Origin of the sequence: Porphyromonas sp. COT-108 OH1349, from assembly GCF_000768755.1 — a bacterium.
Lineage (GTDB): Bacteria > Bacteroidota > Bacteroidia > Bacteroidales > Porphyromonadaceae > Porphyromonas_A > Porphyromonas_A canoris.
On record NZ_JRAH01000019.1, the window covers coordinates 170,483 to 194,473 of the forward strand.

A 23,991-nucleotide genomic window follows, 5' to 3' on the forward strand; every position below is an offset into this window, starting at 1 on the left:
AATATATCTGTTAAAGTCTTTCTGACATCTTGTTATCTACATAGACATGCTTACCCGAAACTACGGTGAGCATCGTTTTACCCTGTACATCCCATCCGGTAAACGGAGTGGCTCTACCTTTGGAGAGGAATATTTCGGGGTCCACCTTGTACTTCGCCTCCAGATCCATCACCACAAAGTCTGCGCTGTCTCCCACGGCTGTACCGCCATCTATGCGGAACAGACGGCGAGGATTGTTTGCCATCAAGTCCATAAGATGTTCGAGAGACATCTTTCCGGTAACGACGAAGTATTTGTACATCAGAGGGAATGCCGTTTCCAGTCCGACGATACCCATATTGCTTCCTGCCAGTCCACGGCTCTTTTCCTCTGCCGTATGCGGTGCATGATCCGTGGCAATACACTCCAATGTGCCATCCATAACACCTTTGAAGAGTGCTTCTTGGTCTTCTTTGCTTCTGATAGGCGGGTTCATCTTAAATCTTCCATCCTCTTCTATCTCCACATCGGTAAGAAGAAGGTAGTGCGGAGCCGTCTCTCCACTCACACGCAAACCTTTTGCTTTGGCTTGTCGGATAAGCTCCACGCTCTCTTTTGTAGAGACATGGCAAACATGATACTGACAGCCGGTGCGTTCGCTGTACTCTATATCCCTCTTGACCTGAAGCCACTCGCTTTCCGAGCAGATCCCTTTGTGTCCGTGAGCTTTGCAGTACTCTCCATCGTGGATATATCCTCCCTTTATCAGCTCTTCCACTTCGCAGTGAGCCACAATGGGTCTGTCCACCACGGCGCATCGGCGCATCGCCTCTTCCATCAAGGCATCTTCCTGCACGCCTCTGCCATCATCGGAAAATCCTGCCACTCTGGCCTCTATCCCGGCAAAGTCCACAAGAGTTCCTCCACCCTTCTGTCCCATCGTGATACAACCTATCGGATAGACCTTTACCACAGCCTGCTCCTCTATCATGCGCTCCTGTACCGCCAGCGTCTCGCTGCTGTCCGGAGCAGGATTGAGGTTAGGCATCGGACAGACAGCGGTAAATCCGCCATGAGCCGCAGCTGCCGTTCCGGTGGCATAGGTCTCTTTCTCGGAAAATCCGGGTTCACGCATGTGCACATGCACATCCACCAAGCCGGGCAACAGCGTAAGACCGGAAAGATCTATCACTTGCTCTTCCGGCTCCATAGGTTCTATCACCGCCTCCACAGCCTCTATCTTTCCGTCTCTCACTGCTACGTCGAAGCGTCCCAGCTCTTTCTTATCTGTGCGGTACACAGTTGCATTCTTGTAGATTGTTCTTGATCTCTTCATCTTGGTTCTTTAATACAAAAAAGGGTAACCGAACAACTCGGCTACCCTAACAGTAAATTGAGGAAATATCGTAAGAGTAAAAAAGGAAAAGGAGCAAGATCCGCCCGTGTTACAGACTTGGGCAAGGCTACACTGCATCCCTGTATGACTCCTTAGTCTCTCCATTGTGTACTATATGATTTGCTCTTACAAAGGTAGTGCAAACTTTTGGGTTGCGCAAGCCTGAAATACTCTTTTCATTATCTTTGTGAAAGGACAAAAAGAGTTAGCTCATGATGACGAAAATAATGGACTATTCCACCCTACGGAAAATCCGTTGGTCTCCATACATTTTAAGGTATATCTTCCCGCTCATTCTCCTTATGACAGGCACCATTTATGTCGTGAGAAAGGTTTCGACCAGCTCTATCACGCCCTACTATTATAAGGAGATGGAGAGAGTCTCTCCCGAAGAAGGGCTGAAGCTGATGAGCTACAAGGGACGGTACAACACCGCCTTTAACGACCTCAATGAAGAGCAGCTGATCGTGGCACAGCGGTTGGGCATAGAGCCGATGCAGAGCAGAGAGGATCTGGATAGCAGAAGGAGCGATCTGGTAGAGGTGAAAGACACCCAAAACTACAGCCTTGCCACTCTCTCCCACTCCGTACCGTTCCTGGTGCCGAAAGCCAAAAATCTGTTGGACGAAATCGGTGCAAGATTTTCGGAAAAGCTCTATCTCTATGGGCAAAAACCGTATCGCCTTCAGATAACAAGTATCACTCGTACCATTGCGGATGTCAAAAGTCTGGCGAAAAACAATGTCAACTCCACCCCAAACTCTACGCACCTCTACGGGACAACCATAGATATTTCGTGGGCTACGTTCGTGGATCCGCCCTCCGGTTACACAGCGATCAATGGAGAGAAAGACCTCTCGCCGGAACAACTCAAAGGAGTGCTGGCACAAGTGCTCGATGAACTTCGGCAAGCGGATCGCTGTTTCGTGAAACACGAACGCAAACAACCCTGCTTCCATATCACGGTACGATGACAACCCGATGAGAAAAACGAGGGGATATTCATTTTTATATATTCCATCCCGGTGCTTCTCCCCTGTTTTTGCTCTCTCTATTTTGTTCGCACCCCTCGTTTTCAGAGCGCGGCCGAACTGTTAAATTCACCTCATCTTATTAACACAAATTCCGATACTCGTTAAGCCAAAACGCTAAACGAGCATATTCTTTCGGCTTAACGTGTTTAATTTTTCAATGAACACGTTTACCGATTTCATTAAACACGTTTACCGGATTCGATTAATTTTTTCCAAATTCGAGATTTTATATATCTAATTGATTTCAAACTCATTACATAATCTTCAAAAATTGGAGACTGACTTTATGGCAGTGGTATCACCCTTTCAGAACCTCTTTTTAAGGAAAAATCGACAGAGTGGGTGAGAACTTTTATATAAAAATAGAGGGGAGAAAAAACGTCTGAACCCTATTAAAAGAAAAAGCAAGAAATCTTGGCAAACAAAAAACCTGCAAATCTTCATCTTCTAAGAGCAGAAAATTTGCAGGTTCTTCTCAAAGTACCACTACACCGGGCACATATATCTGAAAAATTAGAAGCTACTCTTCTCACAAAAGAAGAGACCTGAAAAGAGCTTCCGGAACTACTTTTTGATCAAAACATAGTTTTGTGCCAACTCTCCCTCAGTCTCTACGCCATTGGAATCGCATAATACTGCTCTGTCTTCATAGACATTGAAGTATCTGGTTTCTGTCTCCGGAGAAGAGAGTTCTATAGTACGACGATTTTCCAAAAGGGTAAACTTTCCACTCTCTTGAAAGGTTGAGTTTTCCTCTCCCATATACTCCATAGTAAGGGAAAACTCCTCCCCGGAAAGAATCAAAGACATGCGAATGCCTTCACAGTCCGCACAAGGGATAACACCTTCAAAGGTTCCTTTCAAAACTTCAGCCATAGCTTCCTCGCTAATAGACCATTCTACGGTAGTTTCTGTGGCAGTCTCGTTGCCACTCTTGTTGTTGCAGCCAACAAGGAAGATCGCACTAAGAACGATCATAAGAGATCTCTTTTTCATCTTGCTTATATGATTTTGTTGTGTGATAATAGGATAACGCAAAGATAGTCATTCTGTTTCGGAGAAAAACAGATGCTCCGAACGGATAGTGTAAATAAAAACAAAAGAGGATGTCTCACGACACCCTCTCTGTTTCTGTTCTGTTATTTGATAACCTTAAAAAATCTAATACCATGAAAAACACACTGCAAAGTTAAAGCCTTTTTTCTTTCCATCCAACGCTTTATTTGCTTTTTTTTGCTATTTCAATGGCACTATCATGTTAAAGTTTCATAATTTATAATTCGTATTTAACTTTCTGCTCTTTGATATAGGCCTCTCTGTCCGATTGAGTCGGAGAGAAGAACGAAATTGCAGCCATTCTATCAATAACTTCCTTAGCCTTATCATCCATTTGGGTAGGAACATGGATGCTGATATGTACAAGCAGATCGCCCTTGATTCCTGAACGTAAAGATGGTAGGCCTTTGTTTCTAAGGCGCAAAATCTTACCGGGTTGAGTTCCCGGCTCTATCGTTACTTTCACCTTTCCGTCTATTGTCGGCATTTCTACCTTCCCACCTACCACTGCTTCCGGATAAGAGATAAGCAGATTGTAAATAATGTCGTCTCCATTTCGGATAAAGTTATCATCCGGCAGCTCTTTTATGACAACGATAAGATCTCCCGGCTCTCCGCCTCTCGGTGCAGCATTTCCTTTTCCCGAAACGGTAAGTGCCATACCTTGCTGTACACCCGCCGGGATGGAGAACGCGACCACTTCTTCTCCCATTTCGGTACCTTCTCCATGGCAGTGTCTACACTTCTTGTCTATGGTCTCACCGGTTCCTTTACAAGAGGGACACACCTGTTGAGTCTGGATGGTTCCCAGAAAACTCTGCTGTGTATGGAATACCACCCCACTACCACCACAAGTAGCACAAGAGTGTACATCAGAAGGGCTTTCGGCTCCCGTACCTCTACATACGGAACAAGTATTGCGTTTCTTTACCTTGATCTTCTTATCGACTCCTTGAGCAATCTCTTTAAGACTCAGAGATACGGTTACACGAATGTCTCCTCCTCGCGAACGACGAGAGGAAGAAGCAGATCCGCCAAAACCGCCAAAGCCTCCGAAATGTCCTCCAAAGATGTTTCCAAACTGAGCAAAGATATCATCCATGCTCATGCCACCTCCATAAAAGTCTCCGAAGCCACCGCCCATTTCAGGACCGTTATGTCCAAAGCGATCGTACTTTGCACGCTTATCAGGATCGCTAAGTACACCATACGCCTCGGCTGCCTCTTTGAACTTCTCTTCGGCTTCCTTGTTGTCCGGGTTTCTATCCGGGTGATACTTAATAGCTGTCTTCCTGTAAGCTTTTTTTATCTGGTCGTCCGTAGCATCTTTTGAGACGCCTAAGACTTCATAATAATCTCTTTTCCCTGCCATAATAAATATCTGCTACTGTACAGAAAGTTACTGTCCCACTATCACTTTAGGGTGTCTTATCACCTTATCGTTCAAGGTGTACCCTTTCTGTACACACTCTATCACTTTACCTTTCTTATCGGCATCTTCCACAGGAAACATACCCACCGCATCGTAAAGATCGGCATCGAACGGTTCGCCAAGCACTTCCATCTCCGAAACACCCTGTGCTTTCATTGCAGAAATAAACTTGGTACGAATTATATCTATTCCCTCTGCAACAGCATCCATATCTGTCGCCTGACGGAGATTAGCCACAGCAAGATCGAAGTCGTCCGCTACATTTATAAACTGTGTCAAGATACGCTCTCCGGCGGTTCTGATAAGTTCGCTTTTCTCTTTGAGTGTACGTTTGCGGAAGTTGTCATACTCCGCTCTGAGACGAAGGTGAGTATCTTCCAACTCTGCCAGGCGTTGCTCCAACGTTGGTTGCTCTTCCGCTGTCTCGTCTACACCCTCTTCTTTCGGCAGATCCGCTTTCGGCATCTCCTTTTCCAACTCTATATCTATCTCCTCTTTCTTTTCTTTTTTCATTGTATCTGTGTCTTTATTTTTGTCTGTTCTCCTACTTTCTTCTATGCAAAAGCATTGCCAAACTGCAAGTAAAACCTATGCCAACATCTGTCCTACCCTTATCTCGTGCATCTCAGAGGGAACAACCGAACGGATAAGCTCGCACAAGTGGTTCACAACACTCTCTCTGACATAGCTCTGAGTGTGCACCAAAGAGATAGGACGCACGGGGCGCGGAATGGCAAAAGGTCTTAGCAACTCTTTCTGTGCCTTAGACATTGTGGAGACAGCAAGCTCCGGGACAAAGGTTATCCCATATCCGCCCTCGACCAGGTGCATATAGGTTTCTATTCCACCCAGCTCATAGTCTATGCGTCTCTCCTTCACGGCAGGAAGAGAGCAGAACCTGAGCAGCTGATTTCGGAAACAGTGCCCTTCGTCCAAAAGCCATAGGGTCTTAGGATCTACTTTCATGCTCTTGATTTTCTCTTCTGCAAAAAGAGGTTCATTGCGGCTTACATATCCGATAAACTCTTCGTAATAAAGAGGATGAAGAGCAAAGCCGTCTCCTTTGAGGTCTCCTGCAAGGATGGCAAGCTCTATATTTCCGGCACACAACTCCTGCTCACACTTTCCGGTGGTAAGCTCTATGAAGTGGATATTGAGCGAGGGCGCTATCTTCTTCTGCGCTGTGATGATCCTGGGCAAAAGGAATGGGGCAATAGTGGGCAGTACTCCTATTCGGACACTTCCGCTAAGACCCTCTTTTTCTTCGGCAGCCAACTCTTCGACGCTTCTTATCACGCCCAAAAGGTCATGCGCTTTTGCTGCTATTTTCTCTCCTACGGCTGTAAGTCTTATGGGTTGATGCGCTCTATCCACGAGAGTTACACCAAGCTCTGCTTCCAGCTTCTGTATCATGGCACTCAAGGTAGGCTGAGTAACATTACATGCCTCGGCTGCCTTTACGAAGTGCTTATGCTTTTTCAAAGCATGCAGATATTCGAGTTGTTGAAGGTTCATTCTGTATAATCTTTATTCTGATCTTCTCTTTCTATCTACAATCGGTCTACTCTTCTTTCCATATTCGCCAAGCCTCTTTGGCTTGCTCTACCAGCATCATATCTCCATTAAAGGTGTGAGCACCATACTCTTGACACAATGCCATAAAGCGAGTAACTTCCGGGCTATAAACCAAATCGATAGCGATGGTTCCTCTTCTGTTTATCTTTTCGTAGGGTAAGGGAGGGGCAGTAGAGATATTTGGGGTCATCCCCAAAGGGGTACACTGAACAATGAGAGGGTAGCTCTCCATGACACCATCTTCATTCAGGGATGAATAGGAAACGCCATTGGTTACGGCATCCGGCGTTCTGCTTACCACATTATAGTCAATACCCTCTTGCTTGAGACAGTAACAAACCGAACGGGCAGCACCTCCGCTTCCGACGACAAGAGCTTTCGAGACATACGGATTTCCGGACTGCCGTAAAGCGTGTTCAAGCAGCTTTGAAAAACCTACGACATCGCTATTGTAGCCATACCATAGAACTTTTCCGGTCAATGCCTCACGCTTCACCTTGACAACATTGACAGCTTGAAGCTCAGCTGCTTCGGGAGATAATGCGTGCAGGTAGGGGATGATGTCGGATTTGTGGGGACTTGTTACATTAAAGCCGGCAAGAGAACCGGACATATCGCGATTTCTCTCTATCTCAGCGAGAAAATCGGTTAGCTCTTTATACGAAAAAAGAGCATAACGAGCCGGGATACCCTCCTTTGAAAAGAGAGTATTAAAAAAGGCAGGACTCTTGGAGTGTTCTATCGGATACCCTAAAAGTCCATATAGAACAGGACTACTCATTTTGCTCTATTTATCTCCTACATATAGCACACAGACTCCCGGAGAGAAAGAGTAGAAGCGTGCATTTTGAAAGCCGGCATCGGACATCAGTCGACACATATTCTCTCGCATCGGGACAGTCTTTATACTGTCGGGGAGATACTGATAAGCCTGCTTGTCGTGAGCCACCGCCTTTCCGAGCAGTGGTATGAAGTACTGTGTGTAGATCTTGTAAAACGGTTTCAATATTCGTCTGGAAGGCTCTGCCAACTCCAATACACAGAGACGTCCTCCGGGGCACAAGATGCGAAAGATTTCGGATAAGCCACGAGAGATGTTCTGAAAGTTTCGGATGCCGAACGCGATGGTAACAGCGTCAAAGCTCTGATCTTGGAAAGGGAGATCAAGAGCATCTCCACGAACAAAAGAGACTTCTTTAAGAGTGTATCCCATCTCCGCCGCTTTGTACTGAGCCACTTCGAGCATTCCTTCAGTGAGGTCAAGTCCCACAAGAGAAGCGTCGGGATTGGCTTCTTTCAGTGCAAAAGCCAAATCTCCTGTGCCCGTAGCCAAGTCAAGAATATTATGCGGAGCATTCTCCGAAGCCTTCTGCACACACAGCTTTCGCCATCTCTTATCTAAACCGAGAGACATTATCCCATTGAGTTTATCATACTCTTGGGCAATGTTATTAAACATAGAACGGATAGACTCTGCCTCTTTATGGTAGAGTCTATCCCGTTCTATCTGTTCTTGTTGCGACATTATATCTAAAGGGGATTGATCTTAAAGACTATCAATAGCCTTGCAGATAGCTCCCTCTATGCGTTCTGAAAGTTTTGAAGTATCTCCTTTTACAAACTTCTCGCCTATGATATTCTCATAAAGCTCTATATAGCGTTCGCTGATACTTTCTACGTATTCATCGGTAAACTCAGGCATTACATCGCCATCTCTTCCTTGGAAGTTGTGATCTATGAGCCATTGGCGAACGAACTCCTTAGAGAGCTGTCTCTGAGGTTCTCCATTTTGGAATCTCTCCTCGTATCCTTCGCTGTAAAAGTAGCGAGAAGAGTCGGGTGTATGAATCTCATCTATAAGATAAATCTCTCCGTCTTTCTTTCCGAACTCATACTTGGTATCCACCAAGATCAATCCTTTCTCCGCAGCCAGCTCTGTACCTCGTTGGAAAAGGGCATAAGTAATCTCTTCTAAGCGTTGATAATCTTCCGCAGATACCAGACCGGAAGCGATGATCTCTTCTTTGGAGATGTTCTCATCGTGTCCTTCGTCCGCTTTGGTAGTAGGAGTGATAATGGGTTGAGGGAACTTTTCGTTTTCTCTCATACCTTCGGGAAGAGTGATACCGCACAATGTACGTTCCCCTTTCTTGTATGCTCTCCAAGCACTTCCGGTAAGATAGCCACGAATAACCATCTCAACCTTGAACGGCTCGCACTTATGTCCTATGGTAACCATCGGATCGGGAGTGGAGATCTTCCAGTTCTGAACAATATCTGCGGTTTTATCGAGATGATATGCAGCTATTTGGTTCAAGACTTGCCCTTTGTAAGGGATACCTACGGGAAGGACGACATCAAAAGCCGAGATACGGTCGGAAACGACCATAACCAGTATATCGTTTTCTATCGTATAGACATCTCTTACCTTGCCTATATACTTTGCGGTTTGTCGAGGCAGGTTAAAGTCGGTTTTTGTTAATGATTTGCTGTCCATAGCTATTGGGATATGATTTATAAACTTGAAGTTTTTGAGCTTTCACTCTCTTTTTTCTCTTTCTTAGCCTTTTCTTGTTTGTCAAACTTATCGTAAGCGTTTACGATCTTCTTCACCAGAGGGTGTCTTACGATATCTTTGGCATTATAATATATGTGTCCGACCTCCGTTATTCCTCTAAGGATATAAAGTGCCTGCTTGAGACCGCTCTGAGTACCGACGGGGAGGTCTATCTGTGTCATATCTCCGGTGATGATCATCTTTGCGTTGTTTCCCAAGCGAGTCAGGAACATCTTTATCTGATGTGGCGATGTGTTTTGAGCTTCATCAAGAATGATGATCGCATCCGAGAGCGTTCGTCCTCTCATGAAAGCGAGAGGCGCTATTTGGATCACACCCATCTCCATGTACTCTTTGAGCTTCATGGGTGGAATGAGTTCTCCGAGTGCATCGTACAGAGGTTGGAGATAGGGATCCAGCTTGTCTTTCATCTCTCCGGGAAGGAAACCGAGCTTCTCTCCTGCTTCAACAGCCGGACGGCTGAGGATGATCTTACGGATTGTTTTGTTCTTGAGAGCTTTCACCGCGAGGGCGATAGCCATGAATGTCTTTCCCGTTCCGGCAGGTCCGGTTGCAAAGACGAGGTCGTGCTCTTCGACCAGGCGCACCATCTCTTTTTGGTTTTCATTTCGGGGCGATATGGGTTTGCCGTTAAGTCCGAAGATCAACACGTCGTTGGATGGTGTAGAGGAGGAGACATTGTTGTCTCCTCCTCTTGTATGTGCGAGTATCACCTCTTCCGATAAGGAGTTGAAAGTCTCTGTGTATCGTTCCAGTGTTCGCAGCAGGGAGATAAAGGCAGACGTTTCTTCTTCCTCTCCCATCACCTTTATGAGGTTGCCTCTGGCTATGATTCTCAGCTTCGGATGTAAATCTTTCAGCAGCTGGATGTTCTTGTTGTTCAGCCCGAAAAAGATTATCGGGTCTGCGTCATTCAGAACAAAGATCCTTTCCAACATCTGCATGGGTGGCTTTACTCTTATCGGATATTACTTTTTAAGAACCTCTTCTATCTGCTTTTTGAACACATCGTAAGGCAGATTTCCTGTATTCATAAGCGGTTTACCTTTCATTGGGACGACGAGAGTCATCGGTATGGAGCGTACTTTGAATGCTTCGGCGAGTTCTCTGTTGGCATCCACGTCCACTGCATAGATGTATATCTTGCCTTTGTACTCTTTTGCGAGGCGTTCGAGCGTAGGCTTAAGCTGACGGCAGGGTCCGCACCAGTCTGCATAGAAATCTATGATACATGGAATGTCTCCCTTATAATTCCACTCGGCACTGCTCTTGTAGTCGTGTATTTTTACTCTGAACGTTTCTGCGTTAAGTTTAATGATACCGCCCTCTGCCTTTGAGTCCTTTTGTGCGGACAGTGAGGAAGGGAGCAGAAAAAGTGCTACGGCAAGTACTGAAAGTAGTGAAAATAGTCTTGTTCCTTTCATGGTTGTTTTTTCGTTTTTAACTGATTGGTATAATAATAATTCATCATGTCTGCCGACCGCAAATATAGTATTTTTCCACCTTATTTTTTACAGACGGAGCAAAATGATAGCCATCGCCTCAAGATTGATAAGAACCAATCTGAAAAACAGTAATTACTAAACCGAAGAACGGTAATCACTAAACCGAAGAATGGTAATTACCAAACCGAAGAACGGTAATTACCAAACCGAAGAACGGTAATTACTAAACCGAAGAACGGTAATTACTAAACCGAAGAACGGTAATTACTAAACCGAAGAACGGTAATTACCGATTTTGAAAACCATAATAATCCCCCGAAATACGGCTCATAACTCCACAAAAAAGAGACCAAGCTCCGGAACCCGGATGCTCGGTCTCTTCTTTCTTCCGTTATACGTGCGGAGCAATCTCCCAAAATAATCGCCTCGCTTTCGGGCTGCTATTTCCCGCTGCAACTCTTCCCGCGAGACAGCAGCAGCTCCGCTATCTGCACGGCATTCAGAGCCGCTCCCTTGAGGATCTGATCACTCACACACCAGAAAGTTATGGCATTCGGAGAGCAGAGATCTTGGCGAATACGACCGACAAAAACCTCATCTCTGCCGGAAAGATCCCTCGGCATCGGGTAAGATTTACTTGACGGCTCGTCCAAGACAATCACTCCCGGTGTGCGGAGAAACAGTTCGCGAGCCTGTTCGGGTGTCATCGGATCCTTCATCGTAACCCAAATGGATTCGGAGTGTGCACGAAGTACGGGGACTCTCACGCAGGTAGCACTCACGTTCAGATCCGGAGCATGCATGATCTTCCGCGTCTCGTGGAACATCTTCATCTCTTCCTTCGTGTAGCCATTGTCCGTAAAGACATCGACCTGAGGGATAAGGTTATGAATAAGAGGGTAGGCAAACTTCTCGGCACGAGGCTCTCTGCCGTTTGCAACAGCCACGGTCTGCTCCTCCAACTCCTGCATCCCGGTGGCTCCTGCTCCACTTGCAGCCTGATAAGTGGAGACATGTACGCTCTTGATCGGACTCACCTTATGCAGCGCATTGAGAGCGACAACCATCTGAATGGTCGTACAGTTCGGATTGGCAATAACGCCCTTCGGATGCTTGAACGCATCTTCCGGATTCACCTCCGGAACAACCAAAGGGACATCCGGATCCATCCGAAAAGCGCTTGAGTTATCTATCATGATCGCTCCGTGCTTGGTGATCGTCTCCCGGAAACGTTCCGAAGTGCTCCCCCCGGCAGAAGTAAACGCGATGTCGATACCTTTGAAATCGTCATTCTCCTTCAACTCCTTTACCACATACTCCTTACCAGCCACCGTATAGGTCGTACCCGCACTCCGGGCAGATCCGAAAAGAGTCAGAGACGTGAAAGGAAATGCCCTCTGCTCCAAAACCCGAAGAAGCTCCTGCCCAACGGCACCACTCGCTCCTACTACTGCTATGTTCATATCATTATTTCTTTTTTAAGAGTTAATTATTGCTCTGCAAATGACAGAGCGTTCCGATTATTTGACCCACTTGATGGGTTGGATTCCGTGCTGAACAAGGAAAAAGTTTGCTTTACTGAAAGGCTCGCTTTTCCAAAAACCATTGTGCGCCGAAAGAGGCGATGGGTGCGCAGATCTGATCACATAATGCTTCGACGTGTCTATAAACTGCTGCTTCATCCCGGCTTTACTGCCCCACAGGATGAATACCAGATGCTCTCGCTCCCGGCTCAAGACCTCGATGACTCTGTCCGTAAATATCTCCCATCCCATTCTGCCATGAGATGCCGCCATCCCCTGCCTTACCGTAAGAATACTGTTAAGTAAGAATACACCCTCTTCTGCCCAATGGGTGAGATCTCCGCTCATCGGCTCCGGGACTTTAAGATCCGAGGCAAGCTCCTTGAATATGTTTTTCAGCGATGGAGGGATAGGACTTCCGGGAGAGGTAGAAAATGCCAATCCGTCCGCCACTCCGGGAGTATGATAAGGATCCTGACCTAAAATGACAACCTTTACTTTATCAAAAGGACAGAGATCGAAAGCCCTGAAAATATTCTTCGCCTCAGGCGCCACCGGCTCCGAGCGATATGCGGCTTTTACTTGAGAAACAATCTGCTCGAAATAAGGGCGGTCAAACTCCTCTTTCAGTCGCTCTTTCCAAGACGGTTCTATCTTTACATCCATGTCGATATATACTATTGTAGTTGGTTTCGCAGCTCTTTTAAGTCCAAAAACATCCCCTCATTGGCTGCGATTGTTCTGGGATGATATTCCGCGGCTTCACTTCTCAGACGCTCCATATCGGCAGAGCGAGAATAGCGCGCCGAGTAATGCCCTATCAGCAGATGACCCACCTCTGCTGCTGCGGCTATCTTCCCGGCATCTTCCGTTGTGGAATGAAAAGTCTTGATAGCTCGCTCCTTCAGGCTCTTCTCAAAGGTCGCTTCATGATAAAGCAGATCTACTCCCTGTATGTGTGGAACTATCGAAGGAGAATATGCCGTGTCGGAAATATAAGCGTAGCTATAAGGCTTCCGAGAGCGATGAGTAAGACGAGAATTGGGAATAACTATGCCATCTTCAGTAACAAAATCTGCTCCCAACTTTATCCGATTGAACCAATAAACAGGAACACCATAAAAATCAGCAGATGACCTATCAAGAGCTTTCAACAAGTTTTTTTCTCTGAACAGATATCCCACAGTAGGCATCCTGTGTTTCAGAGGAATGGCTTCTACCGTAATGCTCTTATCCTCAAAAACAACCATGGGAGCGGCTTTATGATCTATCTCATGGACATGAAACCGAAGCTCTTCCTCGGTGCAGAATGTCCGAACAATATAATCCACAAAATCGGCTATCCCTTTCGGTCCGTAAATGTGCATCGGGAATGTCAGCTTTTGCAGCGCCATCGTACTGAGCAGTCCGGGAAGACCAAGACAATGATCTCCGTGCATGTGCGAAATAAAGATACGATGCAAAGAAGAGAACGGCACCCTATACTTTAGGAGCTGTATCTGAGTTCCCTCTCCGCAGTCCACCAAGAAACATTTGTCTCGCAAACGCACCATCTGCGCACTGGGGAAATGCGACAGAGAAGGCTTGGCAGAGCCACAACCTAAAATATGAACACACATGCCGTCTCCCGTGTAGTGCGATGTAGATTTCTTAGAAGACATTTATAATTATAGAGATAGGATATAGGAATGAAGCATCTTAACCTCCCGAAGATCTGCAGTAAAATCTCTTGTTCTTATTTTTGGAAGAGCAAAAATAGGGAAAATTTCTTTCCCACTGGTCATCTAAAACAACAAAGGGCTGTATCAAGATTTCTGTTCATCCCAATACAGCCCTCATGCTTAATCTTAATATTATATCACTTGAATATTTTCTTCAGAAAGAGGAAGATCTGCCATAGGAGTGATCAACTTATACCCCTTACCATGTATATTGATAATCTCAACATTAGGATCATCTTTCAATAGCTTACGAAGCTTTGTGATATAAACGTCCATACTTCTTGCGTTGAAGTAAGTATCTTCATTCCAAATAATGTTCAAAGCATAGTTTCTCTCCAGTACATCATTGGCATGGCTGCAAAGAAGAGTCAAAAGTTCTGTCTCTTTTGTAGTAAGTTTGGTAGACTTATTACCAATAGAGAGGATCTGCTTTTGAGTATCAAACAAGAACTCTCCGATCTTATAGAAAGGAGTCTCTTTGATCTTTTTACCTTTCACGCGACGAAGAACCGCTTCTATACGCATTACCAACTCTTCCATGCTGAACGGCTTGGCAAGATAGTCGTCCGCACCAAGTTTGAAGCCCTCCAAAACATCTTCCTTCATATTCTTAGCTGTGAGGAAAATGATAGGAAGATCCGGATTGATATTACGGATATCTTGAGCCAAAGTGAAGCCATCTTTCTTAGGCATCATTACGTCCAATACACAAATATCATACTCTGTCGGGTTTTGAGCTATTTCATTATAACCGGCCTCTCCATCAGGAAATAGTGTAGCCTTGTAGCCTTTTGCTTCAAGATACTCTCTTAGAAGCAAACCTAAGTTCTCGTCATCTTCACAGAAGAAGATTCTAATTCTTTCATCCAAGTTCATAGTATAAATGTTTTAAAGGGTTATATAATTTTTCTGTTTTTATTTTTACTATCTGCATTTACTTGTTCTTTATAAGAGGGAGATAAATAGAAAACTTCGTCCATTGCCCCGGCTCGCTTTCCGCTTTGATGCTTCCGTTCATCTGTTGCATAAGATTTGCCACATAAGAGAGCCCCAATCCGTATCCTTTGACGTTATGAACATTTCCGGTAGGGACTCTGAAAAAACGCTCAAAAATCTTCTTCAAATACTCTTTTTTGATACCTATCCCATTATCCAATACATAAATACACAGTTTATCTCCTTCATTAGCCGTACCGATCTTCAGCTGCAACGGGACCTCTTCACGCCTGTACTTTATAGCATTATCCAGCAAGTTGGTAATGATATTTGTCATGTGAGTACGATTGACAAAGACATCATTTTCCGTAGCATCCAATTCTATATCAACAGTTCCTCCAATGCCTTCGACTTTTATGCTGTATGTATTGGCAATCTCAAGAATCAGTTCCTGAATATCCAACTCTTCCATTTTCAGAACAGTGGAATTCTTATCCAAAAGCGAGGTATAAAGAACCTGATCCACCAGATTACTCAGCCGTTTCGTCTCCTGATCTATTACTTTGAGCCTGTTCTGTACTTGCTCCCGTGACAGATTCAAGTTGTTATCCATGAGAAACTCGTTTGCAAGGCGAATGGTACTCACCGGTGTCTTCAGCTCATGCGTCATGTTGTTCACAAAATCATTCTTAATGATAGCTAATTTACGCTGCCTGGTAGCCCGTACGGTAGTGTAAACAAACATGCCCAATACGAAAATCGTAAACAGAGCACTCGGCACCCAAAAGTCTATCGTCTCATACAGATAATCTCCTCGTCCCGGGAAATAAACTCTCAGAAACAGATAGCGAGACGGCCTGTCTTTCTTAAAAATGAGCTGCGAGAACGTAGACTCTGCTTCTCCTTTCGGTATTTTACCTGTTGAAAAATAGCTGTGATTATTCTTATCTACAACATCATAAACGTAGTAAAGATTCACACCATTATTTTCAAGCTCAAATGCAAGAGTGTTTTTAAGTTGAGTACGAGAAATTCTCTCATATATAGGAAGCTCGTCATTCTGGGTAATCATATCCAAAACAACCTCATTCATAATCTCCTTTTGATACTCAAACTTCTTTCGCAACTCCTCCTGCAACTTCGAAGAAGTAGCCACAAACTGATCTTCTTTCTTCGCCCAATGAGACTGGCTGACCTCGGGAAGCTGATCAAGCTGGAACAGCTTAGGGTCGATAGTTGTGGTATAAAGGCTCGTGCCGCTGCCGAGCAGATCGGTCGAAGGAGTGGATTCTGTTATGGAAACCTTTCTCCCAAGCAGCTCGCTCTGTAATATCCGTCGAGCTTCATCATATTCCAATTGTCTGCTCACATTGCTAAGAGCTCTCCTGACGGCAGAATTAAACTGCTCTGCACGAGAGTCATACATAATGGACACATAGTTGATTTGCATTACCAACAAACCTACAAGTGTGAATACTGCCAGAACAACGATAGGCCATATGATGGACTTTCTCATGTTGCAAATTAAGAGAATAAAATCTTGCTTTTAATATAATAATAGTTAAATATTAAGCTTCACTTTGTTAATAATACTTGTTTTGAGGAAGAGTAAAATCTATTTGACTCTTTCATTCTATTCACGGACAGGTACTAAAAGACTTAACTAAGGGATCTAAATAAAAAGTTGAGAACCTACCTCTTATCAATTGCTGTCTGATAAGAGATAAGCCCTCAACAATATCTGCATTACTTCTTCCGAAGTATTATTTCAATTTCGGTCCTGCCTCCACAAGAGCCTTACCGACTTCGTTACCTGTAAACTTCACAAAGTTCTTTTGGAAACGCTCTGCCAAATCGACAGCCTTCTTATTCCATTCGGAAGGATCTGCATAAGTATCTCTCGGATCGAGAATCTTAGGATCTACGCCCGGAAGTTCGGTAGGCACCTTAAAGTCGAACATTGGGATGTTCTTGGTTGGAGCTTTATCAATGGATCCGTCAAGGATAGCATCGATGATTCCTCTTGTATCCTTGATAGAGATACGCTTTCCTGTCCCATTCCATCCTGTGTTTACGAGGTAGGCTGTGGCACCGGACTGCTCCATTTTCTTCACAAGCTCTTCTGCATACTTTGTTGGGTGAAGAGAGAGGAATGCTGCACCGAAACAAGCGGAGAATGTAGGAGTTGGTTCTGTAATACCACGCTCTGTTCCTGCAAGTTTGGCAGTAAATCCGGACAAGAAGTAGTACTTGGTTTGTTCCGGAGTAAGGATAGAAACCGGAGGCAATACTCCGAATGCGTCTGCCGACAAGAATATCACCTTATTGGCATGTCCTGCTTTCGACTTTGGTCTTACAATGTTTTCGATGTGATAGATCGGGTAAGATACACGTGTATTTTCGGTAACACTCTTATCCTCGAAGTCGATCTTTCCGTTCGCATCCACTGTAACATTCTCCAACAAAGCATCACGACGGATAGCGTTGTAGATATCCGGTTCGTTCTCCTTGCTTAGGTTGATAACCTTAGCGTAGCAACCGCCCTCAAAGTTGAAGATACCTTCATTATCCCAACCATGCTCGTCATCACCGATAAGTCTGCGCTTAGGATCGGTAGAGAGTGTTGTCTTTCCTGTACCGGACAGTCCGAAGAATACGGCAGTCTCTTTACCATCCATGCTGGTATTTGCAGAGCAGTGCATTGAAGCCATACCATTTAGAGGAAGAAGATAGTTCATGTAAGAGAACATACCTTTTTTCATCTCACCACCATACCATGTATTAAGGATGATTTGAATCTTCTCTGTAAGGTTGAATACCACTGCTGTCTCCGAGTTAAGACCAAGTTCGGCATAGTTGTCCACCTTTGCTTTGGAAGCATTGATAATCACAAAATCCGGTTCACCGAAGTTCTTGAGTTCTTCTTCGGTAGGACGAATAAACATATTGGTAACAAAGTGAGCTTGCCATGCCACTTCCATGATAAAGCGAAGTTTAAGACGGCTGTTCTCATTCGCACCGCAGAAAGCATCGACAACAAAGAGTCTCTTATCCGAAAGCTCGTTTGATGCAATCTTTTTAAGTTCATCCCACGCTTCCTTAGTGATAGGTTTGTTGTCGTTCTTATACTCTTCAGAAGTCCACCAGATAGTATCTCTGGTTGTATCGTCCATCACAAAGAATTTATCTTTTGGAGAACGTCCCGTATAAACGCCTGTCATCACGTTTACTGCGTCAAGTTCTGTTACCTGACCGCGTTCAAAACCTTGGAGACCCGGTTTTGTCTCCTCTTCATAAAGCAGATCATAAGAAGGATTATAGACAATCTCTTTGACATTAGATATGCCATACTTTGATAGATCTAATTTTGCCATAATGTTAGATTATAAATATTTAGATGTTGTGTGTTACTATATACTACAATAATTTCATTTAGTGGATTACGATAATGGAGACCAAAACAGAAAGTACCTCTACTCAAGAAGAATTGTCATCTCTGACTCCTTGAGCAAAGGTACTTAGATTTATTCTACTGACCAATAAATAAGCCTACTTATTTATTGTCAATTTATTCATTGATCCAGCCGGCTATATTGTACATATGGGCTTGAAGCGTGTGTATATCGGTCTTAGCTTGTGCTTCTTTCACCTGACGTTCCACCTCTCTGTCGTAGATCAAATCGGGGACATCACGGATCACACCCAAAGCGATAGGCATATCATCCGACATCATTGCGAGCATACGATGCAAGGTATCATCCTTACAATGTGCGTCGTGAACCAATATATCGTCTTCCGTATAGCCATCTTCACCTATTGTAACGGATTTAAGACGCAAACCATCCAGCACAAGACCTTTGTTCTTATCCGCTCCGTAGATCATCTTTTTACCATGTTCGAGGTAGATAGTACGGTCTGCACGAACCTCTTTTGCCGAATAATCGCGGTGAGTACCATGGTTGAAGATCACACAGTTTACAAGCACTTCGGTTACGGAAGTACCCTCATGGTTGGCTCCTGCAAGCATGCACTGCTGCATCATCTTCATATCCACGTCCAATGCACGGGCAAAGAAACGTCCGCGAGCACCGAGAGCAAGCTCTGCCGGTATAAACGGATCTTCCACTGTACCCATCGGGGAACTCTTGGAAACGAATCCACGTGCAGATGTAGGAGAGTATTGTCCTTTGGTCAAACCATATATCTTATTGTTGAACAACACGATATTGATGTTGACATTCCGTCTCACCGCATGGATGAAGTGATTACCACCGATGGCAAGACAGTCTCCGTCTCCTGTTATAAGCCAGACATCGAGTTCGGGATTTGCGGTCTTCACTCCGGTTGCAATGGCTGCACCTCTACCGTGTATAGAGTGAAAGCCATAAGTGTTCATGTAATAAGGCAGACGAGAAGAACAGCCGATACCGGAAACCACTACGGTATTGTGAGGCGCCACACCTCTTTCCGACATTGTTTTGTGTATGGTTGCAAGCACACCGTGGTCGCCACATCCGGGACACCAACGTACTGCTTGCGCGCTCTTATAATCTTTTGCCTCGTATTTGGTCGTTGCAATATCTTTAGTATCCATTCGTTTAAGCGTTTAAATAGGTTTTTAACTCTTCTACTAATCTCCACACCTTGAATGGCTGTCCTTTCACTCTGTTCAGTGTATGTATATCCAACATCGGGAACTTTCCTCCCAAATATTGAGCGAATTGACCCAAGCTTTGCTCGATAACCACTATTCGCTTATACTTTCTAAGGATAGCCTCTGTGTTACGAGGCAGAGGATTGATATACTTAAACTGAGTCATTGCAACCTTATGACCCTCTCTGCGAAGTGTTTCACAAGCTGTATATATGTGTCCGGCTGTACTTCCCCAACCCACTACAAGCAGATCTGCGTTCTCATCACCTTGAACTTTCTGTATAGGAAGCGTATCTGCTATGCGTTCTACTTTCTCTTTACGAGTAAGCACCATACGTTGGTGGTTGTCCGGATTGGTGGATATTGCACTGGTGTTATAGTCTTTTTCCAGACCGCCCACACGGTGAGTATAGCCTTCCATACCCGGAACAGCCCAATATCTTACCTGTGTTTCAGAATCTCTTCTGTAAGGTTTCCAATCTTCCAATGCACCTTTATAATGAGTAGGAGCATAGGGAGGCTTGATTTCAGGATATTTATCCAAATCCGGAATACGCCAAGCGGAAGAACCGTTTGCGATATAGCTGTCTGTAAGAAGGATCACCGGAGTAAGATGTTCGAGAGCAATCTTCGCCGCTTCAAATGCAGCATCAAAACAGTCCGAAGGCGATGTGGCAGCTATTACCGGCATAGGGCTTTCGCCATTGCGTCCGTAGAGTGCCTGCAAAAGGTCTGTTTGTTCCGACTTGGTCGGCAGTCCGGTAGAAGGTCCGCCTCTCTGTACATCCACGATCACAAGCGGAAGCTCTGTCATAACCGCCAAGCCCATTGCTTCACTCTTTAGAGCAAGACCGGGACCCGATGTGGAAGTTACGGCAAGGTTTCCGGCAAAAGATGCACCTATGGCAGTACAGATACCTGCAATCTCATCTTCAGCCTGAACAGTCTTTACACCAAGATGCTTCAGCTTAGCCAACTCGTGCAAGATATCCGTAGCCGGAGTGATAGGATAGCTACCAAGGAAGAGCTTCAAGCCTGCTTTCTCAGCCGCTGCAACCAATCCGAGGGATGTAGCCTTATTACCATTTATATCCATATAGTGCCCCTTTTCTCCCGTCTTACCTTCTATGCGGTAAGTCATCGCCGATGCGTGAGTGTTGGCACCATAATTATAACCATCTGTAAGAGCCTTTATATTGGCTGCAAGAACCTTCTCTTTTCGCGCAAATCTCTTTGCAAGGAGTTTCTCTGCATGGTCGATCTCTTTTCCGAAAAGCCAGCAAACCAATCCCAAAGCGAACATATTCTTACAGCGCAACTTGTCTTTCGGTTCCATGTCAAACTCATTGAGCCCCTCTTTAGTCATAGAAGAGATGGGCACTTCCATGATCTGCGCTTGCGTCAATTTGAGTTCTTCAAATGGATTTTCCGTGGCATACTCTGCCTTCTTCAAGTCTGCCGGGGTGAAAGAGTCCGAATCGCAAAGGATGATTGCGTTCTTCTTAATTTGGTTAACATTGATTTTTAGTGCAGCCGGGTTCATTGCTACAAGGCAGTCTGCTAAATCTCCGGGGGTATGAACAGCATCCGTTCCAAGGTGAACCTGGAAGCCGGAAACACCGCTGAGAGTACCTTGAGGAGAACGAATCTCTGCCGGAAAGTCCGGAAACGTTGAGATCTGATTGCCGAGTATTGCGGCAAGGTCGGAGAAAAGGTTGCCAGTGAGCTGCATTCCGTCTCCGGAGTCTCCGGAGAAGCGCACCACTATATCCTTTACAACCAAAACATCCGGGTTTTTGTCCATAATGTTACGTTTTTAATGTGTTGAATGTTGTGCAAATGTAGTGAGTTTGCACAGTATTTTCAAAATTATTAGCTATTCCTTTCGTAATGCTCCCAAACACCCCTCTTTATCTCTCTTTTCAGAGGGTCATCCTCCGGGCGGTCTTTACGTACAACTTCAACCAAAACACTCTCCACATCGTGGACAATTCGAAGAAGTGATCAGACGACCAAAGGCTGACTACAACAGAAAGATGCTATAATAGTAAAATGTAATCGTTTGTTTCTCTTTCAAAGTGATGCAAAGTTACTATTTAATTCATTGAAAATTCAAATATTATTGAAGAAAAACATTCTCGCAGCAGAAAAGAGGAGAATCTCCCGGAAAGAAATGGGGTTGGTATAAAAAATTAAAGGATGTCTCACGACATCCCCTAACCATCTTTGTTAACCTTAAATCTAATACTATTATGAAAAAACCACGATGCAAAGGTAAGGACTTTATTTTTAATATGCAAATCTTTTCGGGAGAAAAGAGCATAAAAGTAACAATTTTATTTTGACGAGCAAGCAGAAACGTAGATATTTCGCCACCTTCAAGAGAAATCATATAGTTTGTTTCAAAACAATAAAAAATCACAACCACTACATTTTATAGTGATCACACCACAAAAACAGGAGCTTAAAACAGTATCTGAACAGGCAAACAAGATGGTTTTATCCCGTTAAAAAACTACTCTGAAGCCTTTCGGATCTGCACATCAAAGCCTGAAATCCAAAAATCAGGGTTTGACTTGCAGAAATCAAAACATGAGTTGCAGAAGTCAAGACACGATTTTCACATCTGAAAAGGTTCACGAACAGATCTCAATACGTTTACCATACCTTATATATGTACTAAAGCTCTTTAGCACACCCGACTCTCATCGGAAAAATGAGAACAGATGCCGTAAGCAACAACAATAAGAGACACAAACAACAAGAGGAAAAACCGACAGAAACAGACAGAAAAACGGCAACACCCTTGAAAACAGACAGCTCCGACGAGCAGAGCCTGCATCAAAACAGCGTTAAAGTGTTGCGGTCTCCATTTTTTTCATTTATTTTGCAAGTAAGAACCATATCACTCTTTATAATTAAACGGTAACACATGGAAGAAAAGAAAGAAGATATGCTCCCTCAGGATAATGAGGTAGCAAGCATAGGCATAGAAGAGATAGCCAACCGAATGGAGGAGCTATTGAATGCTAACGAAGTACCTTCCCGTGAAGATGCAGACAGACTATCCGCTTACTACTACCGCCTAACCCCATCCGCCGGTGGACAGGAGGGTTCGGAAGACGAGGCAGCGGTGCTCCGGTACATGCAGATCCTGACAAGGTATAAAGAGGTTCGTGCGGTTCAGCAAGAGCGCATTCGTGAAGAGATTCGTCGGCATACGGAAGAGAAAGGCAAGCTCCTCGACAGAATGCAGGAGTTGCTCTCCTCAACGGAAGATATGTCCGTTATCAAGCAACAGTTCAACAGCATCAGAGAGCAGTGGGATGCACTGGGAGAGGTAGACCCGACAGTGAAGTCCGAGTATCTTTCTCGCTATTCCAAGCTGATGGAAGAGTTTTACGAGCTTAAAAATCTTACCAACGAGTTTCGCGACTTAGACTTCCAAAAGAACAAAGAGATCAAGGAACAGCTCATTGCTGCAGCGGTAAAGCTAAGCGAAAGCGAGGATCCCATATCTGCCTTCAACGCTCTCCAACTTCTTCACGACAGGTGGAAAGAAACCGGTCCGGTGGCTCCGGATCTCAGAGAACCCATGTGGAAAGAGTTCAAGGATGCCACTGTGATCGTAAACAAAAACCACTCTTCCTTCTTTGAAAAAAGGAGAGAAAACGAGAAGAAAAACCTTGAGAAGAAGACGGCTTTGTGCGAAAAGGCTGAAGCCATCCTTAATCCTCTCCCTTCTACGGGCGAACAGTGGAAAGCCGCAGCTGCTCTCATCGAAGCACTGAGAGAAGAGTGGAGAACCATAGGCCCGGTTCCGAAAAAAAACAATACAGAGATATATAAGAGATTCAGAGAGGCTACGAACAGCTTCTTTGCACAACGACGGACATCCGCAAAGATGTTCAGAGAAAAGATCGACAAGCATCTGGAAAAGTATGCTCAACTTCTCGAAAAAGCGGAAGCCCTTAAAGATAGCACCGATTGGGTACCTACGAGCCAAAAATTGATGGATCTGCAAAAAGAGTGGAAAGAGCTTGGAGGTCTCGGTGTAAAGAGTGCGGAGGCAAACAAGCTGTGGCACGCCTTCCAGGCAGCCTGCAATCACTTCTTCGACAGAAAGCAGGCAGACCTGAAAGATCGTAATACAAAAAGAGAAGCCAACCTGAAACAGAAGAGAGAGATAGCTTCCAAGATGGAGAGCCTGTCTGCTTCCGAACTCTCTCCGGAAGAGTTGGCAGAACGCATTGCCGAGTTGCAGGAAGAGTGGTCTAAGGTGGGGCTTGTTCCGGCGAAGCATAAAGATGAGATCAATGATGCTTTCTACTCTGCGCTCAGAGCGGCTCAGGCAAAAGCCCACAAGGGAGAGCCGGGCAAAGGTCGCCACTCGGGTCCTCGTTACAGCACTCCGATAGAGGAGATGAACAACGATACTATCAGCGGCGAAATAAGAAGCCTCAACACACTGCTTGAGAAGATGGAGCATGAGTTGAAGCAATACGAAAACAACCTCAGCTTCTTCAGCGCATCGGGAAGCGGCAAAGATGCCCTACTGGCTCCCGTTATAAAGAAGATGGACAACCTGAAAAGAGAGATAGAGAGACTTACAGAACGCAGAAAAGCTCTCCAAAAGGCTCTTAAAGGATAAGGCATAAACAA

20 protein-coding genes are annotated in these 23,991 nt (G+C 44.8%); 2 read left to right on the forward strand and 18 right to left on the reverse strand.

The genetic code is table 11. The features are described from left to right. Positions 1-10 precede the first annotated feature (10 nt). Positions 11-1,315 carry a dihydroorotase gene (locus tag JT26_RS04825; RefSeq protein WP_036846920.1) on the reverse strand — a complete coding sequence of 435 codons (1,305 nt, stop codon included), beginning with the start codon at positions 1,313-1,315 and terminating at the stop codon, positions 11-13. A gap of 272 nt (positions 1,316-1,587) precedes the next feature. On the opposite strand from JT26_RS04825, the gene JT26_RS04830 reads away from it, so the two are divergent. Then, entirely contained in the window at positions 1,588-2,349 is a 762-nt protein-coding gene (locus JT26_RS04830; RefSeq protein WP_052110359.1) for a DUF5715 family protein, read from the forward strand. 624 nt (positions 2,350-2,973) lie between these two features. On the opposite strand, the gene JT26_RS04835 is transcribed toward JT26_RS04830, so the two are convergent. The 17 genes from JT26_RS04835 to JT26_RS04915 form a co-directional block, all read right to left on the reverse strand. Further along, positions 2,974-3,405, reverse strand: a complete 432-nt coding sequence (locus JT26_RS04835) for a copper resistance protein NlpE (RefSeq protein ID WP_036846927.1) — start codon at positions 3,403-3,405, stop codon at positions 2,974-2,976. Positions 3,406-3,682: 277 nt separating this feature from the next. Then, positions 3,683-4,837, reverse strand: a complete 1,155-nt coding sequence (dnaJ, locus tag JT26_RS04840) for a molecular chaperone DnaJ (protein ID WP_036789424.1) — start codon at positions 4,835-4,837, stop codon at positions 3,683-3,685. Positions 4,838-4,864: 27 nt separating this feature from the next. Continuing rightward, on the reverse strand, positions 4,865-5,410 hold the full coding sequence (locus JT26_RS04845) for a nucleotide exchange factor GrpE (protein WP_036846934.1): 546 nt from the start codon (positions 5,408-5,410) through the stop codon (positions 4,865-4,867). Between the two features lie 75 nt (positions 5,411-5,485). Next, entirely contained in the window at positions 5,486-6,412 is a 927-nt protein-coding gene (locus JT26_RS04850; RefSeq protein WP_036846935.1) for a hydrogen peroxide-inducible genes activator, read from the reverse strand. A 46-nt stretch (positions 6,413-6,458) separates the two neighbouring features. Further along, entirely contained in the window at positions 6,459-7,253 is a 795-nt protein-coding gene (locus JT26_RS04855; protein ID WP_036789420.1) for a shikimate dehydrogenase, read from the reverse strand. Positions 7,254-7,259: 6 nt separating this feature from the next. Next, complete coding sequence (gene ubiE / locus JT26_RS04860) at positions 7,260-7,997, reverse strand: bifunctional demethylmenaquinone methyltransferase/2-methoxy-6-polyprenyl-1,4-benzoquinol methylase UbiE (RefSeq protein WP_052110360.1); 738 nt, start codon at positions 7,995-7,997, stop codon at positions 7,260-7,262. A 21-nt stretch (positions 7,998-8,018) separates the two neighbouring features. Beyond that, on the reverse strand, positions 8,019-8,969 hold the full coding sequence (locus JT26_RS04865; protein WP_036846939.1) for a phosphoribosylaminoimidazolesuccinocarboxamide synthase: 951 nt from the start codon (positions 8,967-8,969) through the stop codon (positions 8,019-8,021). A gap of 17 nt (positions 8,970-8,986) precedes the next feature. Then, on the reverse strand, positions 8,987-9,988 hold the full coding sequence (locus tag JT26_RS04870; protein WP_036847112.1) for a PhoH family protein: 1,002 nt from the start codon (positions 9,986-9,988) through the stop codon (positions 8,987-8,989). A 30-nt stretch (positions 9,989-10,018) separates the two neighbouring features. Further along, positions 10,019-10,474, reverse strand: coding sequence for a co-chaperone YbbN (locus JT26_RS04875; protein WP_036846943.1), 456 nt, complete (start codon positions 10,472-10,474; stop codon positions 10,019-10,021). A gap of 461 nt (positions 10,475-10,935) precedes the next feature. Continuing rightward, entirely contained in the window at positions 10,936-11,958 is a 1,023-nt protein-coding gene (locus JT26_RS04880; RefSeq protein ID WP_036846948.1) for an aspartate-semialdehyde dehydrogenase, read from the reverse strand. 57 nt (positions 11,959-12,015) lie between these two features. Beyond that, complete coding sequence (locus JT26_RS04885; protein ID WP_036846950.1) at positions 12,016-12,684, reverse strand: uracil-DNA glycosylase; 669 nt, start codon at positions 12,682-12,684, stop codon at positions 12,016-12,018. Between the two features lie 11 nt (positions 12,685-12,695). Then, the gene (locus JT26_RS04890; RefSeq protein ID WP_052110361.1) at positions 12,696-13,679 is read right to left on the reverse strand and encodes a ribonuclease Z; all 984 of its coding nucleotides are present in this window, start codon (positions 13,677-13,679) and stop codon (positions 12,696-12,698) included. Positions 13,680-13,871: 192 nt separating this feature from the next. After that, positions 13,872-14,615, reverse strand: coding sequence for a response regulator transcription factor (locus tag JT26_RS04895; protein WP_369794005.1), 744 nt, complete (start codon positions 14,613-14,615; stop codon positions 13,872-13,874). A 58-nt stretch (positions 14,616-14,673) separates the two neighbouring features. Then, entirely contained in the window at positions 14,674-16,191 is a 1,518-nt protein-coding gene (locus tag JT26_RS04900; protein WP_036846953.1) for a HAMP domain-containing sensor histidine kinase, read from the reverse strand. A 247-nt stretch (positions 16,192-16,438) separates the two neighbouring features. After that, complete coding sequence (gene pckA / locus JT26_RS04905) at positions 16,439-18,049, reverse strand: phosphoenolpyruvate carboxykinase (ATP) (protein ID WP_036846956.1); 1,611 nt, start codon at positions 18,047-18,049, stop codon at positions 16,439-16,441. Between the two features lie 194 nt (positions 18,050-18,243). Beyond that, positions 18,244-19,269 carry a 2-oxoacid:ferredoxin oxidoreductase subunit beta gene (locus JT26_RS04910; protein WP_036789401.1) on the reverse strand — a complete coding sequence of 342 codons (1,026 nt, stop codon included), beginning with the start codon at positions 19,267-19,269 and terminating at the stop codon, positions 18,244-18,246. Between the two features lie 4 nt (positions 19,270-19,273). Further along, positions 19,274-21,133, reverse strand: coding sequence for a 2-oxoacid:acceptor oxidoreductase subunit alpha (locus JT26_RS04915; RefSeq protein WP_036846959.1), 1,860 nt, complete (start codon positions 21,131-21,133; stop codon positions 19,274-19,276). A 1,128-nt stretch (positions 21,134-22,261) separates the two neighbouring features. Here JT26_RS04915 and JT26_RS04930 point away from each other — a divergent pair. Beyond that, positions 22,262-23,980 (forward strand): DUF349 domain-containing protein, encoded by a 1,719-nt coding sequence (locus JT26_RS04930; protein WP_036846967.1) that lies wholly within the window; start codon positions 22,262-22,264, stop codon positions 23,978-23,980. The last annotated feature ends 11 nt before the right edge of the window (positions 23,981-23,991 follow it).

Bases quoted from the DNA above. Each gene is read 5' to 3' on its own strand.
- JT26_RS04900 (WP_036846953.1), bottom strand. From the start codon at position 16,191: ATGAGAAAGTCCATCATATGGCCTATCGTTGTTCTGGCAGTATTCACA.
- dnaJ (WP_036789424.1), bottom strand. From the start codon at position 4,837: ATGGCAGGGAAAAGAGATTATTATGAAGTCTTAGGCGTCTCAAAAGAT.
- JT26_RS04875 (WP_036846943.1), bottom strand. From the start codon at position 10,474: ATGAAAGGAACAAGACTATTTTCACTACTTTCAGTACTTGCCGTAGCA.
- JT26_RS04870 (WP_036847112.1), bottom strand. From the start codon at position 9,988: ATGTTGGAAAGGATCTTTGTTCTGAATGACGCAGACCCGATAATCTTT.
- JT26_RS04930 (WP_036846967.1), top strand. From the start codon at position 22,262: ATGGAAGAAAAGAAAGAAGATATGCTCCCTCAGGATAATGAGGTAGCA.
- ubiE (WP_052110360.1), bottom strand. From the start codon at position 7,997: ATGTCGCAACAAGAACAGATAGAACGGGATAGACTCTACCATAAAGAG.
- JT26_RS04855 (WP_036789420.1), bottom strand. From the start codon at position 7,253: ATGAGTAGTCCTGTTCTATATGGACTTTTAGGGTATCCGATAGAACAC.
- pckA (WP_036846956.1), bottom strand. From the start codon at position 18,049: ATGGCAAAATTAGATCTATCAAAGTATGGCATATCTAATGTCAAAGAG.
- JT26_RS04880 (WP_036846948.1), bottom strand. From the start codon at position 11,958: ATGAACATAGCAGTAGTAGGAGCGAGTGGTGCCGTTGGGCAGGAGCTT.
- JT26_RS04895 (WP_369794005.1), bottom strand. From the start codon at position 14,615: ATGAACTTGGATGAAAGAATTAGAATCTTCTTCTGTGAAGATGACGAG.
- JT26_RS04910 (WP_036789401.1), bottom strand. From the start codon at position 19,269: ATGGATACTAAAGATATTGCAACGACCAAATACGAGGCAAAAGATTAT.
- JT26_RS04835 (WP_036846927.1), bottom strand. From the start codon at position 3,405: ATGAAAAAGAGATCTCTTATGATCGTTCTTAGTGCGATCTTCCTTGTT.
- JT26_RS04885 (WP_036846950.1), bottom strand. From the start codon at position 12,684: ATGGATGTAAAGATAGAACCGTCTTGGAAAGAGCGACTGAAAGAGGAG.
- JT26_RS04825 (WP_036846920.1), bottom strand. From the start codon at position 1,315: ATGAAGAGATCAAGAACAATCTACAAGAATGCAACTGTGTACCGCACA.
- JT26_RS04915 (WP_036846959.1), bottom strand. From the start codon at position 21,133: ATGGACAAAAACCCGGATGTTTTGGTTGTAAAGGATATAGTGGTGCGC.
- JT26_RS04850 (WP_036846935.1), bottom strand. From the start codon at position 6,412: ATGAACCTTCAACAACTCGAATATCTGCATGCTTTGAAAAAGCATAAG.
- JT26_RS04865 (WP_036846939.1), bottom strand. From the start codon at position 8,969: ATGGACAGCAAATCATTAACAAAAACCGACTTTAACCTGCCTCGACAA.
- JT26_RS04845 (WP_036846934.1), bottom strand. From the start codon at position 5,410: ATGAAAAAAGAAAAGAAAGAGGAGATAGATATAGAGTTGGAAAAGGAG.
- JT26_RS04830 (WP_052110359.1), top strand. From the start codon at position 1,588: ATGATGACGAAAATAATGGACTATTCCACCCTACGGAAAATCCGTTGG.
- JT26_RS04890 (WP_052110361.1), bottom strand. From the start codon at position 13,679: ATGTCTTCTAAGAAATCTACATCGCACTACACGGGAGACGGCATGTGT.